This window comes from Streptomyces caelestis, from assembly GCF_001279005.1.
GTDB lineage: Bacteria > Actinomycetota > Actinomycetes > Streptomycetales > Streptomycetaceae > Streptomyces > Streptomyces heliomycini.
Map to the genome: position 1 here is coordinate 213,495 of NZ_LGCN01000001.1, position 17,075 is coordinate 230,569.

Here is a 17,075-nt window from a genome sequence, read left to right on the forward strand (position 1 = left end):
GGGCGGGACGGGGCCGCCCGGCCACGGGGGCTGTCAGGTGTCTGAGGTGCGCCGGGGCGCCGAGGGGCGATGCCGGGCGTGGCGCAGCCGGTCGGACCACGGAGCGTCGGCGGGTCCGACGGGGTGCTCGGGGATGGTGATCTCGTAGTGCGGGCAGCTGCCGGGCTTCACCGCCTCAAGGGCGGCGTGCTGGTGGGAGTTCGGGCACTGCTGGCGCTCATGCTCATCCCGCCAGTAGCGGACGGCCAGCGTGCGGCCGGTTCCGCCCTCGCGCGGCTGGCGCGGCTGCTGCTCCTGGTAGCGCTCGCCCGCGTCCGGGTCCACCCACCAGTTCTCGACCTGGCCGGAGTCGGAGATGCCCCGTCGCCGTTCGGCATCGCGCTTGCTGGGCTTGAGCTGGTGGACCTGGTGGGCGAGAACCCGCACTGTGGACCGCTTGTGCTGGGTCAGCAGCTCCCACAGGGCCCGCACGTGGCGGAGCATCAGTTCCTGGCAGCCCTGGCGGCCCGAGCCGCTCAGGTAGCGCTCAGGGTTGGCCGGGTCGCGATGCCGGGTCTCGGGGTCCAGAACGTCGCCGGGGCGCGCGAGAAGGGTCTCGTACGGCGAGCACGGCAGCTTCAGCAGCGACTGGTCGCACGTCAGCGCAGTGACCCATGTCCAGGGGGCGTCGTCGTGCGGAGGGTCCACCGGCTCCAGGAACTGGTCCGGCCGCACGATGCACCAGCCTTCTTCGGCCCTGGGCGACCACGGGCCCCACACATAGCCGACGATGCGGCGGCCGGTGGGCAGTGCGAGGGGAGTGTCGAGGAACAGCATGCCGCGCGAGGTCGGAAGGTGGGCGGGATCGAACGGGGTCGTCGTCTTCTCCGCCCGCCGCATCACGCGGCGCAAGGCCATCCGGCCGAGGGAATCGTCGATCTGGAAGAGACGGGCGGAGGCGGCCCGGTCGGCTTCCTGTCGGAGCTGCAACACGACGGCCGCCTCCAGGCCGTCCGGGTGCCCGTAGGGAGCAAGTCGCTCGCGCTCCCAGCGGTACTCCTCCGCCTTCGCCCGGGCCCAGTCGAGACTCTGCCTGTGGGCCTCCACGTACCGGCGCCGCCAGGTTCGGATGCGGTGCTGGTCGGGGACCTCCCAGGTCACTTCGTCCGAGCGTGCCAGACTCCGGCCCGGGTGGGCGTCACCGGGAATCAGGCCGAGTTCGCGAAAACGGCGGATCTCGGCGTCGGCGTCGTTCACGACGAAGTCCGGCGGGGTCATTCGCTGGTGCCTGTCGTCCGGATCAAGCGTCCACTCCATGCCCGCGAGCTGGGCCAGCACCGCGCGGATCGTCTGCTTGTCCGCAGTTCTCAGGAAGTCGACGACGAGCATCTGGACCGTGTTCGCGTACGCGTCGGCCACCGCGAACCGCAGCATGCGCTTGAGGAACGAGCCGCCCGGACCGTGCTGGCCGCTGGACAGCGCAAGCATCCGGTCGGCCACCTGGCGGTCTCCTGCCGCGAGGGCCAGGTGGTCGTACATCTGCCGGAAGACGGCCATCTCCTCTTCCTCGGCGAGGATGGCGTCGATGGCGCTCCGCACCCGCGCCGAGGATGACGGTGAGATCTCGGCCGGGACGGGCGGCCGTACCAACTGACCTACTGATGCGTGCAGTTCTCGGTAGAGCTCCAACTGGAGCTGGGTGAGGATCAGGAGATCGTTGGGCTTCTTCGGGGCCCGCTTGGCGGCCCGGGCCGCGATCGCCAGAAGTTCGGAGTCCGACAGCTCGGGCGTGTTCGAGTGCATGCCATCCCTACCTGGACGCGGGGGAGTTGGGGAGAAGGTCGCGGGTGCCGAGCACCAGGCGATGGAATGACAGTACACATTGAATCGGAAATAGGCAACATCGCACGGAGTGGGAGCCTCGCCCGGCCGGTACCCGGTCAGCGGGCACGTGTCCTGGCTCGGCCGTTCGGTGCGCTGGGCCGCGCGGGCGGCGAGGCGGGGCCGCCCTTACTGTGCGACGCCCGCCCCGGTCCCTTGCGTCAGGCCAGGAAGTCGGCAACCAGCTCGGCGAAGGCCTCCGGGGTGAGGACCGTGACGCCGAGTTCGGCCGCCTTGACTGCCTTCGAACTCGGCTTGCCTCCAGTTGACGGGGCAGCGACGAGGATGGATGTCTTCGTGCTTACGCTGCTGCCCGGACGGCCGCCGGCCTTCTCGATCAGGGTGTTCATCTCGGACCGTCCGTAAGCCTCCAGCGGTCCGCTCATCCTGCCGGTGACCACCACGACCTTGCCCGCCAGCGGACCTGCACCCTCCGCCGCCGACGCCTCCTGGGGCTCGGTCATGTTGACGCCCGCGGCGATCAGCTTGTCGATGACGGGTGCCAGGGCGGCGACCTGCTCGACGATGACCGGGGCCTTCTCAGGGCCGATGCCCTCGACGCCCTGCAGAGCGGTCGCGTCGGCCTGCCGGATGGCCTCCATGGTTCCGAAGTGCCGGGCGATGCGGCGGGACATGCTGCGCCCGGTGCCGAGCACGCCCAGTGCGCAGAAGACCCGGCTGAGCGGAAGGGCCTTGGCGGCCTCGATCTGCTCGGCGAGTTTGGCGGCCCGCTTGGCGCTCTTGGCCGCCTTGGTGAGCTGCTCGACGGTCAGGGTGAACAGATCGGCGACGTCGCTGACGTCGCCGGACGCGACCAGGGCCGCCACGTAGGTCTTCCCGAGGCCGTCGATGTCGAGCATCTCGCGCTGCGCGGCGTACTCGATGAGTGCCGGGAGCGCGCACGCGGTGCCCTTCGCGCACCGCCACCGCTCCTGCGCCTTGTTGATCTCACCGCCACAGTTCGGGCAAACCTCCGGCAGCGGCACCTCCAAGGCCCCCTCCGGACGCAGCTGGACCACGGCCCCCTGCACCCGCGGGATGATGTCGCCGGCCTTGTAGACCGTCACGGTGTCACCGATGTGGAGGTCGCGCCGGCGAATGTCGGCGGGGTTGTGCAGCGTGGCCCGGGTGACGGTGGAGCCGTCGATCTCCACCGGAGCGAGAATCGCGGTCGGCGCGAGGGTCCCGGTGCGCCCGGTCTCCCACACGACGTCCTCCAGCACGGTGTGCCGTTCGACCGCCGGAAGCTTGAACGCGATGGCCCAGTGAGGAAAACGGGTGCCGACCCCGACCACGGCCTGCTCCGCCGTATCGTTCATCTTGATCACCACACCGTCGATCCCGACGGGCAGGCCCGCACGCATGGCGGCGATCGCGTCAACCCGCTCCTGGGCGGCGGCCAGGTCGGCGACGACGTGGAGTCCGGCCGGGGAGTCCGCGGTCGTCTGGATACCGGCTGCGGCCACAGCGGCCAGCGTCTCGGCGTGCGTGGCTCCGGCGGGCAGGAACGATACGCCGTCCAGTTCGACTGCGCCGTAGGCCCAGAACGTCATCTGAAGCCGGTACGGACGGTCCTTAGCCCGCAGCGTCCCCGACGTGCCGTTGCGGGGGTTGGCGAAAACCTGCGCGTTGTGAGCGGCACGGACCTCGTTCGCCTTCTCGAACTGCTCCTGCGTGAAGGCGACCTCACCGCGGACCTCGACGGTGGCAGGCACGGCCAGCTGCTCGGGAAGACCGTCGATCTGGCCGATGACGTGGCTGACGTCCTCGCCGTGGCTGCCGTTCCCGCGAGTGATGAGCTGTACCAGACGGCCGTCACGATACCGAGCGGCCACGGCGGCGCCGTCGATCTTCGGCTCCACGGCGTACCCGCCCTGCGGCGCGCGCCCCAGACGGCTCTGGAGCGACGCCCCCCACTTCATCAGGTCGTCGGCGTCGAAGGCGTTGTTCAGGCTCAGGAGAGGCGTGGTGTGTGCGACGTCGCCGCCCGGTACCGCGCCGTCGGCGACCAGCTCGATAGGGGAGTCGGGGGACACTTCACCGGGATTCGCCTGCTCCCAGGCCTGCACGGAGCGCCGGAGCTGGTCGTACGAGGCGTCGTCCAGGACGCTGACGCCCTTTTCATACGCCTGAGAGGCTTCACGCAGACGCTCGATCGCAGCCTCGTACTGGGTGCGGCTGGACACGGCAAACTGCGCCTGAACGGCGGGAAGAGTCGTCATGAGGGTGATCCTCTCTTAGGGGTCTGACAATGGCCGCCGGCCCGGATGCGACGGCGGGCAGGGCAACACGGGCCACCGGAGATGGGCGGCTGACTTCGCTCCGGGGCGGCCGTTTACGCGGGACGCCCCAAGCGCGTTGAAGAGGGAAGGGAGGCAGCAGCGGAAGATAGTGGTGGATCGGGAGACCGCACGCCTAGCCGGTAGGTCGCGAAGCCTCCTCGCTCACCAGAGCGCGCCGCGTTGACGACTCAGCTTCCCTGAGCCGAGCCACCGTGCGGGCGAGCGAGGAACGCGGCACCGTGCGCAGCAGCACGGAGGCAACGCCCTTTCGGAAGGCGTAGCTGCCGGGGGAACCGGGGACTGCGCGGAGCATGCCGCTCAGAATCACCTCGGCCAGGTGGCTCGGGCACGGAGTCGTCTCGACAGAGCTGTGCACGATGTGCATCGCGGGCAACTGGGGGACGCCTGCCGCCAAGTGGCCCGCGAGACGGAATGCCTCGGGGGAAGCAGTGGCGCGGAAGCGGAGGACCAGTTCCTCGGCGGTGAGTGTCGTCGGGGAGGTGGCCCCTTCGGCCGGGAGTGCGGGAGGAACGAACGCGACTGCCGCCGGGACCTCGGCACGGCCATCGATCAGCGCGAGCCAGTTGTCCAGCCAGGGAGAAGCGGGCTCCAGGACAGGAACAGGAATGCTGTCCGCTCCCATGTCCGGCGCGTTGTCGTACGCCGTGAAGCTCAGTTCGGAGTTGGCTGCTGTGGCGGCCGGGGTATGGATGAGACCGGGCATCACGGGCAGTGCAGTGCGCTGCCACATGCGCTCCGGCAGCGGCTGTACCACCGCCACCGGCCGCACACGCGCCCAGGCGCCCAAAGTCCCGTACCAGCGTTCACCAGCCGGGCCGGGGTACCACTGCGGACCGGAGCAGTCGCTGAGCACGAGGGTAACCAGTCGGTCGCCCGCACCCTCTCGCCCGCGCACTGTGCCGTCGGCCATGAGGACGGACACCGTCACGCTCTGAAAGTGGCCGCTCTGCGCCAGGGACTGGCGCAGTTTGCGCAGCAGCGGCCGCCACATCGGCATCGTGGGACCGGCATCGAAGACAAGCCGCAGCCGGTACCCCGAAGCGCTGTTCAGGGCTGTGTCTGTGTCCGTCCCTATGGTCACGTCGTCTCCTTGGGGCCTGTGGAGGGGGCGAGGCCCGGACCACGGAGGGAAGTCGGTCCGGGCCTCGCGGCCCCGGCCGCCGAGGGGAGTGCCACGGCCAGGGCGAGCCGCGTGAGCGGCTCCTTCGGATTGGCTTGAACGAGGGCGCTCCCCGCCCTCACGACAACTACTATACATATTGAAACAGTAATACGCAACAGACTGTGCGTCGCTCCCCTGACCTGAGTCCGTCACGAGCGCCTGATCGCCGGGGTGGACCGTGGCCCCTGCGCTCTCCCGGACTCGGCCGTCGGAGAATCCCAGAAGCCACGGCGCCGCCTTCCGAACGCCGGCCCCTGCGTCCGCTTACGCCACGCCGTCCTGGGGCGTGTTCTCGGCGCGACGCAGCACGTGGGGGGCGACCAAGTCGGCTCCCACGTCGTCCCAGCGCACGGCCTGGTGGGCGTACGGGGCGGCACCTTCCGCCACACCGAAGGTGCGCCCAGAGCGCTCCGTCCCCCGCCGCATCACCACGTGCGTTCCGTCCGCGTAGTACGTGAGCGCGGGATCGAACATGGTCGCGGGGCGGGTCACGTCCGATGCCAGGGGGCGGGCACGGATCACGATGTCGGCGACCTTGTCGTCGTCTACCCCGGGGATGTTCATGCGCCGGTCGGGCTCGACCTTCCAGGACAGGCCGGGGAACAGGCGGTTCACCTGCGCGCAGACCCACTGCCACGCCTCGGCCGAGGCCTCCTCGGTGGGCTCGTTCGCAGAGGAGTGCCAGCCCTCGGCGCAGTCCGCGCCCTGTTCGCCGAGGAGGGTCATCACCTCGGAGCGGGTGATCTCGTCCGGGAGCGGGGAGCCTGCCTGCAGGCGGTGGACGTACCGGTGGAAGAGCTGGAAGGCCAGGGACTCGCCGTCCAGGTGATGGGCGTAGACGATCCTCAGAACCGTGCCGTGCCCCTCGGAGTCGGGAACCAAGGTGGCGATGGCGGGCGAGGGTGTGGTGTTGATGACCATGAGGAGGCTCCGTATCGAGCAGGGGTGAGGGTGAGCGGTGGCCGGCGGCGGGATGCGGCACGGCCGCCGGGTCGGATCAGGAGGGCGGAACGAAGTTCCACGGCCAGAACGGCGGGCGAGTCGTGGTGGGGTACAGCACCGGCCGGGCCTTCTGCTTGGACGTCGCCCGCTCGGCGCGCTCTCGTACGGCCTGCTCCAGGAGCCGAGGATGGTTCAGGGCGTCGCCGCAGGAGACGGTCACCTGCCTGCCGAGTCTCCACAGCTGGGCGTTCACGGCGCAGCAGGCGGCGTTGAGCGGGTCGAGGTCGTTGAGCCACCAGTGGTAGAGGGCGGGGTCGGTGCCGAAGAACCGCATCGTGGCGGCAGCTGACCGGGCCATGGCCCCTGTGCCCGCGGCGGGTTCGAGGAACAGGTCACCGGGCTTGCGGTCGGCGGAGAACAGCGTGTCGCCCATGAAGTTGGTGACGACGGCCGGGGTGAAGAACTCACCGGTGCTCTGCCGTTCGCTGTAGCTGCGCATGCGGGTGATGAGCAGGCCGAGGACATCGTCGGCCTCGGCGCGGGCGGTGTCGGAGCAGTACTCCAGCAGTCCTGCGCGCAGGAGGATCCGGGCGTATTCGGCCAGGCCGCGGATGGCGTTGTCGGTGGGGTGGGAGAGCCAGTCGTGGAGCGGGCGGGCGGCCTCGGTCAGGTCCGGGTCGTAGGTCCAGAACGAGTTCCAGCCGGCTCGCAACGTGTCGACGAGCTGTTCGTCGTCGAGGGGGAGCAGGAGCGGGCCGTAGTCGGGTCCGTCCGGTCGTGAGGGCGCGCAGAGGGCGAGGGCGGCCAGGGTGCCGACCGCGATGGCGCGGTCGCTGGAGCCTCCGCGGTTGGAGGTCCACCAGGCGTGCGCGGCCTCGGCGATGGCGTGGGCGTGGTCCCGCCCGCTTTCGGGCGCCATGGCGCGGCGCATACCGGCGGGCGGGATGCCGTATAGGGTCACGCCGCGCTCCCAGGCCCCTGCGCGATGAGACGGTTGAGCTCGGCGACGAACGGCGGCAGGAGGGTCCGCTTGCCGCTTCCCGGGCGCCGCGAGCCGAAGGGCCGCAGCATCCCGGGATGGCCGCTGGGCAGGAAGTCGCTGTCGATGATCCAGGTCGGGTCTCCGGGCATCCGGGACAGGCGGTAAGCGGCCTTGTTGAGCCGCGTGCTGTGCTCGAAGAGGAGAAGCTCGGCGTACCAGCCGGTGACGGCTCCGGCCTGGCGCTCTTCAAGGACCGGCACGACGCCGGTGTGTTCAAGGGCGTTGTCCTCGTCGGTGACGGTGGCGGTGAACGTCTGGGCGGTGTGCAGCGGGGCCAGGACCAGTTCTGCGGCCCGGTGAGCTTCGGGGTAGCCGATCGGGTCGGCGATCAGGCACCGTCCGGCGAGGGAGAGCGGATCGTGAGTAGCGGCGGAGGCGGGGAGCCCCAGCGAGGCGAGCTCCCGCACCAGCGCCTTGTGACCGAGGGTGGCGAGGTACCAGTGCTGCTGAGCATGGGTGTCCGGGTGCATGGTGTCCATGGGGCCCTTCCTGGGGGCGGCGGGATGCTGGCGAATGGTCCGTGCCGAGCGCGTCAGTTCGTGGGTGCGGCGTGGCAGCGAGGCCGGGCGCGGTGAAGGCCGGTGCCGGTGCCGTAGGTGAGGCCCAAGACTTCGGCCATGCACCTGCGAGTTTCGGCGCCCTGCCAATCACGTCCGGGCACGTAGAAGGCGTCCCGGGTGAGGCGGCTGGTGATCTCGGTAGTGGCCTCGTCGCGGTGACTCGAGTGCGGAGACGCGTCAGTGCTGCTCGAAGGTAGGGATGACCAGCTTCATCAGGTGTGTCCTGTGGGCGGCCAAGCCGGGGAGCGAACGCAGCAGCCGGGGCCCGCCCTCGCTCCCCGGCGGGACTCAGGCGCGCGCCGCCTCGGTCTCCACTTCTCCCTCCTCCTCGGCCTTGAGGGTTTCGAAGTAGGCGCGGGCGCTGTCGACCAACCCGGGAACGTCACACCCGAAGGACTGGGCCGCGTCCAGGAGCGCCGCGAGCATGGCAGCTTCCCGTTCAGCCCCCGCGGCAGCGACGGCGCACAGGACGTCGAGCTTCACGGGATATGCCTCGCTGCGCAGTCCCTCAGCAGCCTGGTGGAGCTCATGGGCAGTGACCCGCCCGTCCGTCAGGCAGAAGACCTGAGCGACCAGATCTCCGATCACGCGATCGGCGCTTTCCTGGTCGTTCACGACCCGCTCGTCGGGGCGGTGGAAGGCGATCTGGGCCATCGTCTCGGCCGCGAGGACGCCGAGCCGTACCCGCTCGGCGAGCTTGGGGACGGGCAACAGAGCATTGGGGGCCTGCCTGTTGTAGGCCTCCAGCGCCGCACTGGCCCATGCGGCACGGTCCGCGAGGGTGCACTCCCGCGCGGAATCCATGTTGACGCCGGCCTCCAGCGCCGCGGCGTAGCGAGCAGCCTTGCGTTCGGGGATGGAAGTGTCCACGGTTGTTCCTCGGGGTGACGGGCAGAGATGACGGTGAGAGCAGCGCGGGCGCCGCTCGATCACAACCATCACATTACACATTGGAACACGAATAAGCAACAAGCTAGGCAGGGAGACGGGCGTCTGCCCACTTCGGGTACGGGAGTGCGGGCATGCCGAAGACTGCTCTCGACCGTTCTGCCCGATTACGCCCCACAGGCAGGGCGTAGCGGTGAGTCCCAGGGTGCCGCGAGCGCCGTGCTCCGATCTGCTCCAGCGCGTTGTGCAGCCAGGCCCGTCGGCTAGCACCCGCAGGTCGCTCCGAGGCGCCCAGGGCCACGATGCGCCGCTCGAACCCGTCGGCACCGCGGTCACCGGCGACAAATTTCGCGATCGACCGTGCTGGGAGCACCTGGCCGTCCGGCAGCACGATGACCGTCCGCGCCGTGCTGCGGCCGGTGTAGGTAGCGGAGAGGGCCTGGTAGATGATCCCGAGGTGCCCTCGGGGCGAGCCGGCCGTGCGTCCGTCCGACAGGGTCCGCAGCCGTGGGACGGGGTCCGCGTAGGTGACCACTCCCCGTACGCCGTGCCCCGCGGCCAGGCGCAATGCCGCCGCGACCGCGAAGCTCTCCCCGTTGCTCGCCACCGAGGGGGACAAGCACACCCGAGACATCTCAAGGGCCTCGGTATAGGGGCGCTTCTGCGCACCGGGAGTGGTCGTCGTCGCAGGTCACATTGCGCGCCATCTATGAGTCAATGCATTGATGGATTGGGAACGTCTTCGGCAGAGCTCCGATCTCGGGCTTCCAACCGTGGCTGTCTACTCCTTCGGGTAGTTCAGGTCGCCGTTGTCGTCCGCGCCGTTCTGCGAGCTGGTGACGTCGGATCGCTCGAACTCGCTGCGGTCGTGCGCGGTCACCAACTCCTCGCCGCGAGCAGAGGCGCTGGACTGGCCCCAGCTACCTGCGTGGACGCCCTACCTGCCGTTTACGGTCTCTTTTAAGTCGTTATCACCCAATCTGATGTGAGAAGCGCGCGCCCTCGTTCGCCGGTGCCGCTACGCCTGCGGCCGGAGTGAAGCGACTGCCATATGGGCTTCACGGCCTGCGGGAGGGGTGTCGACGCTATGGCGGATCACGTTCTGGGGCCGATGCGGCGGATCGTCAAATACGTACGCCGGTGGCGTACCGGACGGGTACGCTGTCGGCGTACCTTATGGAGATCTCCGCGGCATACATCTTGGAGTCGGCGATGCGGGACACCGCGAGCCCGTTCGAGTTCGACGGGCCAGTCCCTCCTGACTGCATGATCAACCGGCGGGCGGAGGCCGACACGATCAGGGCATGGACCCACGAGAGCCAACTGATGGCCCTGGTGGCTCCGCGGCGCTATGGCAAGACAAGCCTGATCCGCAAGATCGCGTCCGAGGGTGAGAAGGTCGGACTGATGGTGGTCACCGCCGACCTCTTCGAGGTTGCCAGTCTCTCCGATCTGGTGCTCCGTCTGGAGCGTGCGTGGGCCCAGCACACACCTGAGGAGCTCCGACCAACGGCAGGCAAGATCCTCAGCAGCGCTCAGGCCGGCGTGTCGATCTCTGGGGCTGGCTTCGCGCTGACCATGGCCGACAAGCCCACCACCGACCCGGAGCCGGCGCTGCACGCGCTGCTGGAACTGCCCGCCCAGCTAGCTCAGCACAGGCCTGGACGGATCTTGATCGTGCTGGACGAGTTCCAGTCCGTCGCCAGGGTCCCGGAGGCGCAGGCCCTGATCTGGCAGCACGCGTGGCAGCAGCGGCAGACAGTCTCCTACCTCTTCGCCGGCGGCGGACCAGGCATGCTGTCGACTGCGCCGGACGACAGGGAACGCCCCGTAGGGCAGATGCGGACGCTTCAGTTGGACCGGCTGCCGGCCGCAGAGCTTCGCGAAGTGATCAAGGACCGGTTCGCCGCGAGGAACCGGGACGTGTCCGATGTTGTGGACGGACTCATGGCGGCAAGCGAGCGGCATCCCCAGAGGACCATGCTGCTGGCCCACCTGCTGTGGCAAGAAGTCCCTGCGGGGGAGCGGGCCACCACCGATGATCTTGAGGCAGCAATCACCGCGGCCCTGCGACAGGTCGACGCGGAGGCCCGCGCCACGATGAGCGGGCTCACTGTGGGGCAGCGCAAGGTATTGCGGGCGGTGGCCGAGTACGGCACGCCCATGGCGGCCCGGGCCTTGCGGGCCCTGGGGCTCCCCAAGACCACGGCCCAGAAGGCGGCCCCGCACTTGGTCGCCACTGGGCTCATCGAAGACACAGACCAGGGGTGGCGCGTGATCGATCCGCTGTTGGCCCGCTGGATCCGGACGAACTACGGGACACGCGCATGAGCATGCAGCCTGACCACGAGGTGGTGTTCGAACGCGGACAGCGAGTGCGAGTCCGGGCCGCCGGAGTGCCCGAGTTCGCTACCATCCGCTTTGCCCTTCCGGGCGACGAGCCGAATTCGTGGGACCTCATCCTCGTCGACGACCAGGACCGTCGGCACGAGGTGAACCTGGCGGCCGGAGACACTCAGACCGTTCGCCCGCTGGTCAGTGATGGCCGGGCCGATTCTGCCCGGGTGCTGGCAGCCATGTGGACCCAGTGGATGTACGCGGCGGCCACGAACGCAGAGTCGAGTGCCATGGCGGCCACGCCGCTGAAGCCGTATGCGCACCAGACCACGGCCGTGTACGGCGCGATGCTGCCACAACCGCTGCTGCGCTTCCTGCTCGCCGACGAGCCGGGCACCGGCAAGACGATCATGGCCGGTCTCTACATCCGGGAGATGCAGCGGCTGGGCCTGGTCAAACGCGCCATCATCGTGTGCCCTGCGAACCTGGCCACAAAGTGGGTGGACGACTTCGAGCGGCTGCTGGGCGGCGGGCTGCGGCAGCTCACCTCGGCGACAGTCCGTGAGAACGCGCTGAACTCCAACGACCTGTGGGTGACCTCCCTGGAGCTGGCCGCGGTCAACCCCGCTGTGCAGGACGCTATCCGGCCGGACAAGGCCGGCTGGGACCTGGTGGTCTTCGACGAGGCACACCGGCTGACCCCGACTGCGGCCGGGTTCCATCAGGTTGGCCGCCTGCTGGCCAAGAACACCCCGAGGGCCCTGCTGATGACCGCGACCCCGCATCGGGGCAAGGAGTGGCTCTTCCGGCATCTTCTGCATCTGGTCGACCCGGAGATCTACCCAGACCCGGGTAGCGATCCCAACGTCGAGCTCAGCGCGCTCCGGCCGGGCCCGATCCACTTCCTGCGACGGATGAAGGAAGACCTGGTCGATTACGACGGCAAGACACGCCTGTTCAAGGGCCGTACCGCCCACAACCACAGCGTTGCCCTGTCGCAGACCGAGTACGGCTTCTACCAGGCCGCGCTGGACATGGTCGACCGGTACTTCGCGCCCTCGGCCCAGCCGCTCGCCCGCATGGTCTACGGCAAGCGGGCGGCGTCCAGTCTGTATGCGCTCGCCGAGACGCTCCGGCGGCGCCACGACCACATGGGCGCCATGAGCGAGGCCGAAGCGGCCCTCATCGCCGACCGCGAGGGCCAAGGTGACGAGGCGGAGATCGACGAGGCCAAGGTCATCCACACGAGCTCGACGTCCACGCGAGCCGAGCGGGCGGCGATCAAGAACCTCGCGGACCAGATCAACGCCACGATCGGTAACCCGGCGTGGACGCCGTCGAAGTGGAAGCGGCTGACCGAGGACTGTCTGGCCAAGCACGGCATTCTCCCCGGCAACGGCGAGCAGGCCGTGGTGTTCACGGAGTACGCGGACTCGGCCGAGTGGATCGCCCGGCGCCTCGAAGCCGAGGGGTTCACCGCCCGTCTCTACTCCGGACGACAGAGCAAGCCCGAGCGCGACGAGGTGCGCCGCGCCTTCATGCGAGGCGAGTTCCAGGTCATCGTCACCACCGACGCCGGCAACGAAGGCATCGACCTGCAGGCCGCCCACGTACTGGTCAACTACGACATCCCCTGGTCACTGGTCCGCCTCGAGCAGCGCATGGGGCGCATCCACCGCGTCGGCCAGCTCCGAGACGTTCACCTGTACAACCTGGTTGCCACCGACACACGCGAGGGCGAGACTCTCCTGCGGCTGCTGGACCACTTCGTCACCGCGGCGAACGAGCTGCGCGGGCAGATGTTCGACAGCCTGTCGGCCGTCGCCGAGATCACGGGCATCGACTACGACAAGTGGCTGTCCGACCTGTACGGCAACGACGAGATCAAGAAGCAGCAGGCGATCGATGCCGCCCGCGCAGTCAAGGCGCAAGAACTCACCCGGGCGGCCCGGCAGGTGCGCGACAACGAGCGTCGCCTGGCCAGCCAGGTCGACGCAGTCGCTGCGCTGACCCTGCTCCAGCGCGACCTGTTCGCCCGAATCAACCCCGCTATCGTCGAGGCGTATCTCGACCGGCTCGCCGCCGCCGGCGTGCTGCAATCCGCGCCTACCGCCGCCGGCACCGGATTCCGGAGACTGTCGCTGACCGGCGGGGCACGGTTCCCGGCCACGCTCGGCAGCACGAGCGAGGTCCACATCGCCACCAGCGGCGACGCGGTACGCGAGGCCGCGGAAAGCATCGACGTCGGCGACACCATCACCCTCGGGCCCGGCGAACCCGGCTTCGCCGACCTGATCGGCATGGCCGAGCACACCCTGGCCGAGGACCTGCACCAGTCCGGCGCCGCCGCCGACCCCACCAGCCTCACCCCGTACGACCTGTACGCGTACACGGCGACCATGACCGAGAGCGACGGCAAGCGCGCCAGCATCTGGGCGAGCCTGGTCAAGGTCGACGACAGCGGCAACGCCCGTCCGGTGCGGTGGGAGACCCTGGCCAACCTGGTGCCCACCGAGCACCACGGGACCGCGCCTCATCCCGCACGTGAAGGGCATGCGCTCACGACGGCCCGCGAGGTGGCCGCCGCCACGGTCACCGAGCACCGACGGGTACGGGCCGACTGGTTCGCCCAGGCGCGCCGAGACCTGACCAACCTGCCACTGAGCCTCACCGAGGACATCGACGACCGGACCAAGCGGGTGGAGCTACGGCGCCGTCTTCAGGCCCAGACCGCCCAGCGGCTCGACGAACTCGAACGGCTCGCGGACGTGCAGCTGACCGACCCGAAGCTGATCGGCCGGATCCGCGTCCTGGCCGCGGCCGACGTCACCGTCCAGGCGGAGATCGATGCCGAACTGGTCTCCATGCGGCACGTCCAGAACCTCCTTGAAGACGACGGGTGGACCGTGGAAGACGTCCACACGGAGAGCCGCGGCTACGACCTGGAGGCCCGCCGCAACAGCCAGATCCGACACGTCGAGGTCAAGGGCGTGCTGGGCAGCGCGGCCAGTGACGGCATCCGGATGACCGGCAACGAGGTCCTGATCGCCACCCAGCACCGCAAGGACTACTGGCTCTACGTCATCGACCAGTGTGCCGACGGCCGGGGCCGCTTCTTCGGCGCCTACCAGGACCCCGCCACCCTTTTCGCCAACGACATGACCGGGAACGCGGTCTTCCGCGTCCCGGGCAGCAGCCTCAAGAACGCACCGGGGAGCAACGCATGACCAGGATGATCGAACGATGGTTTCCCAGCGCGGAGGTGTCGGCCAACAGCGACAAGGGCTGGGGCTCCGGCAACAGCGAGATCTCCCTGTTCATGTGGTTCGCCAAGCGACCCACCGCCCAGGCCAAGGCCGCCACCATCTGCTCGCTGCTGCCGTGGCCCGATGACGCCGAGGAGCAGACGCGGCTGCAGAATCTGGTCCGGGAGGCGATGACAGGCCGCTACGCCGCTTGGAACGAACTGCAGGCCGAGATCGCCAAGACGAATCCCGAAGGCGCGACCACGCTCGACCCGTTCTCGGGGCGGGGCATGATCCCCCTGGAGTCCGCGCGCCTGGGCGTCCAGGCGTCGGCCGTCGACTACAGCCCGATCGCGGTCCTCGCCAGCCACCTGCTCACCTCCGCACCGTTCGAAGACTGGAGCGAGGAGCCCGAGCTTCCCTTCGGGGAAGAGCGGGACCACCTCCTGATGTCCCGTACGGACCGGCTGCTCGGCGACCTCGAATCGCTGTTCGCGGAGATCCAGACCCGGCACGCGGCCGCCATGAGCGACGTCTACCCCCGCCACAACGGTGCCCTGCCGTGGGGCTATCTGTGGTCCGTCACGATCCCCTGCCAGGAATGCCACCACCGGTTCCCGCTCATCGGCTCCTACGAGCTGATGCCGGCCCGCGGCGACAGAGGGGCCGTGTCGTTCTACATCGACGCGGACCGGGCCACCGGCACGTGGGAAGCGGTCGTGACCCCCGGAAAGCCCACCCGGACGCCCACGCTGACCAACGCCGTGGTGAACGGCAAGAAGGTAGCGGGCAAGAGCGCGATCTGCGTGTTCTGCAACCACGTCCACCCGCTCGCCGTGCACCGCCGCCTGCTGGACGAGGGACAGGGTCAGGACGCTCTGGTCCTCGCTGCGGACATCGACGTCAAGAGCCAGAAGACCTTCCGCCAGCCCACAGACGCAGAACGCGAGGCCGTCGCAGCGGCCGACCGGGCACTGGCCGCAGAGCCGGCGTTCAGCCCATTCCTGCCTGCGATCCCGGACGAAGGCATCGCACCGGGCAACAACAACATCATCGGCCCGAGCATCTACGGGGCGAAGACCTACGGCGACTTCATGGTCACCCGCCAGACCCTGTCGTACGTACGGCTCGCACGCATCATCAACGAGCTCGGCGACGAACTGACCGCCGCCGGAATGTCACGGGACTACGTGCGGGCCCTGACCGGGTATGCGACCGCAGTCGTGGTGAAGAAGCTGCGCCGCTCCACACGCGGCGCCCGGTTCCAGAGCTCAGGTGGTGCCCGTGTCGGGGATCTCTTCGTCAACGAAGGGTCGATCACCTTCTCCCACGACTTCTTCGAGGCCGGCATCGGAGACGGTCCCGGAACGTGGAAGTCCATTGCGGACAACGTTCTAACCGCCTGCCGCAACCTGTTCGCCGACCTGCGCGGCGCACCGGCCTCCGTACAGCGGGGAACCGCCACCGCCCTGCCCTTCCCGCCCCGCACCTTCACCGCGGTCGTCACCGACCCGCCGTACGACCAAATGATCGCGTACGCGGACGCCTCCGACCTCTTCTACACGTGGGCCAAGCGGTGCCTACACAACACCTGGCCGGAACTCGCCATCACGGCCGACCCGCACGGCTGCCAGGACAAGAGCCAGGAGATCATCGTCAAGCGGGTACGGGGTGAAGCCCCCGACGAGCACCGCACCCGCGAGCACTACGACACCCTCATCGCCGACGCCTTCACCCAGATGCGGCAGGTCGTCCGCGACGACGGTGTGGTCACGATCGTCTTCGGCCACGGGGAGCCCGAGGTGTGGCAGCGACTGCTGCACTCGATCGAGCGAGCCGGACTGGTGATGACCGGCTCCTGGCCGGCCAACACCGAGTCCGGTGGCCAACAGGGCAAGGCCAACATCGAGACGACCCTGACCATGGCCTGCCGCCCGGCCCCGGCAGGCCGCCCTGCCGGCCGCAAGGGCGCCGTCGAGGCGGAAATCAAAACGGAGATCAAGCAGCGCTACCCCAACTGGGAGCGATGGGGCCTGGCGCCTGCAGACATGCTGATGGCCGCCGCCGGCCCTGCCATGGAAGTTGTGGGTCGCTACAGCGAAGTCCTCGACGCCAAGGGCGAGCCCGTCGACATCTATACCTTCCTGCCGCTGGCGCGCGCCGCGGTCCAAGAGGCCATGGCGGTTGAGGTCAACCGTCAGCCGCTGGCAGCCTTCGACGCCCGCACCCGATTCGCCTTGTGGTGGATCAGGCTCTACGGCCGTCAGGTCCAGGCGAAGTCCGAGCTGCGGTGGCAGGCACTCGCGTCCTCCCTCGACCTAGCCTCGGTGCGCAACCTCGTCGCAGACGCCGACAAGGGCGTCCGCTTCATCACCTCCCGCGAATACAGCGGCAAGGTCGACGGAGATTCCGCTTCCATCGACGTCGCCTTGGCGCTCGCCGCAGCATCCGGCGAAGGACTGCAAGCGATGGGTCACGTACTGGCGGCTTCGGAGCGAGGAGTCGACGACACCTACCTGTGGTCGACCGTGCAGTTCCTCGCCGACCGGCTCCCCGACAACGACCCGGACTCCATCGCCTTCACCCGCGTCCTGCGCACCCGTCCCGGAATCGGCAGCGCCGCCGAAGCCGCCGCTGCCAGCGTCCTCGAGAGCGCCCGCCGTCAGCAGGAGCAGGACGCCCAGCTGAGGCTGCACTGATGACGAACACCGTACGAGCATCCATGACCACCAGCCC

At 69.1% G+C, this 17,075-nt stretch carries 10 protein-coding genes; 3 read left to right on the plus strand and 7 right to left on the minus strand.

Annotated features, from left to right (window positions below):
- Positions 1 to 33: 33 nt before the first annotated feature.
- From ADK41_RS01030 to ADK41_RS01060, 7 genes are all read right to left on the minus strand, one after another.
- On the minus strand, positions 34 to 1,782 hold the full coding sequence (locus ADK41_RS01030) for a hypothetical protein (protein WP_030819412.1): 1,749 nt from the start codon (positions 1,780 to 1,782) through the stop codon (positions 34 to 36).
- Between the two features lie 239 nt (positions 1,783 to 2,021).
- Positions 2,022 to 4,082, minus strand: coding sequence for an NAD-dependent DNA ligase LigA (gene ligA, locus ADK41_RS01035; RefSeq protein ID WP_030819410.1), 2,061 nt, complete (start codon positions 4,080 to 4,082; stop codon positions 2,022 to 2,024).
- 193 nt (positions 4,083 to 4,275) lie between these two features.
- On the minus strand, positions 4,276 to 5,244 hold the full coding sequence (locus ADK41_RS01040; protein ID WP_030819408.1) for an SAV_2336 N-terminal domain-related protein: 969 nt from the start codon (positions 5,242 to 5,244) through the stop codon (positions 4,276 to 4,278).
- Between the two features lie 345 nt (positions 5,245 to 5,589).
- Positions 5,590 to 6,246: a hypothetical protein gene (locus ADK41_RS01045; protein WP_030819406.1), complete on the minus strand. Its 657-nt coding sequence runs from the start codon at positions 6,244 to 6,246 to the stop codon at positions 5,590 to 5,592.
- A 76-nt stretch (positions 6,247 to 6,322) separates the two neighbouring features.
- Complete coding sequence (locus tag ADK41_RS01050) at positions 6,323 to 7,228, minus strand: N-6 DNA methylase (RefSeq protein WP_030819404.1); 906 nt, start codon at positions 7,226 to 7,228, stop codon at positions 6,323 to 6,325.
- Complete coding sequence (locus ADK41_RS01055) at positions 7,225 to 7,788, minus strand: hypothetical protein (protein ID WP_234318538.1); 564 nt, start codon at positions 7,786 to 7,788, stop codon at positions 7,225 to 7,227. Before ADK41_RS01055 ends, ADK41_RS01050 begins: the two co-directional genes overlap by 4 nt.
- A 369-nt stretch (positions 7,789 to 8,157) precedes the next feature.
- On the minus strand, positions 8,158 to 8,739 hold the full coding sequence (locus ADK41_RS01060; protein ID WP_051707805.1) for a hypothetical protein: 582 nt from the start codon (positions 8,737 to 8,739) through the stop codon (positions 8,158 to 8,160).
- 1,194 nt (positions 8,740 to 9,933) lie between these two features.
- Between ADK41_RS01060 and ADK41_RS01070 the strand changes: the two genes are divergently transcribed.
- The 3 genes from ADK41_RS01070 to ADK41_RS01080 are packed head-to-tail and all read left to right on the plus strand — an operon-like array spanning position 9,934 to position 17,038.
- Complete coding sequence (locus ADK41_RS01070) at positions 9,934 to 11,088, plus strand: helix-turn-helix domain-containing protein (RefSeq protein WP_158717625.1); 1,155 nt, start codon at positions 9,934 to 9,936, stop codon at positions 11,086 to 11,088.
- A complete protein-coding gene (locus tag ADK41_RS01075) occupies positions 11,085 to 14,321 on the plus strand; it encodes a helicase-related protein (RefSeq protein WP_234318537.1) in 3,237 nt (1,078 codons plus the stop codon). The genes ADK41_RS01070 and ADK41_RS01075 overlap by 4 nt, the downstream gene beginning before the upstream one ends.
- Positions 14,318 to 17,038, plus strand: a complete 2,721-nt coding sequence (locus tag ADK41_RS01080) for a DUF1156 domain-containing protein (RefSeq protein ID WP_030819393.1) — start codon at positions 14,318 to 14,320, stop codon at positions 17,036 to 17,038. Before ADK41_RS01075 ends, ADK41_RS01080 begins: the two co-directional genes overlap by 4 nt.
- Positions 17,039 to 17,075: the final 37 nt, after the last annotated feature.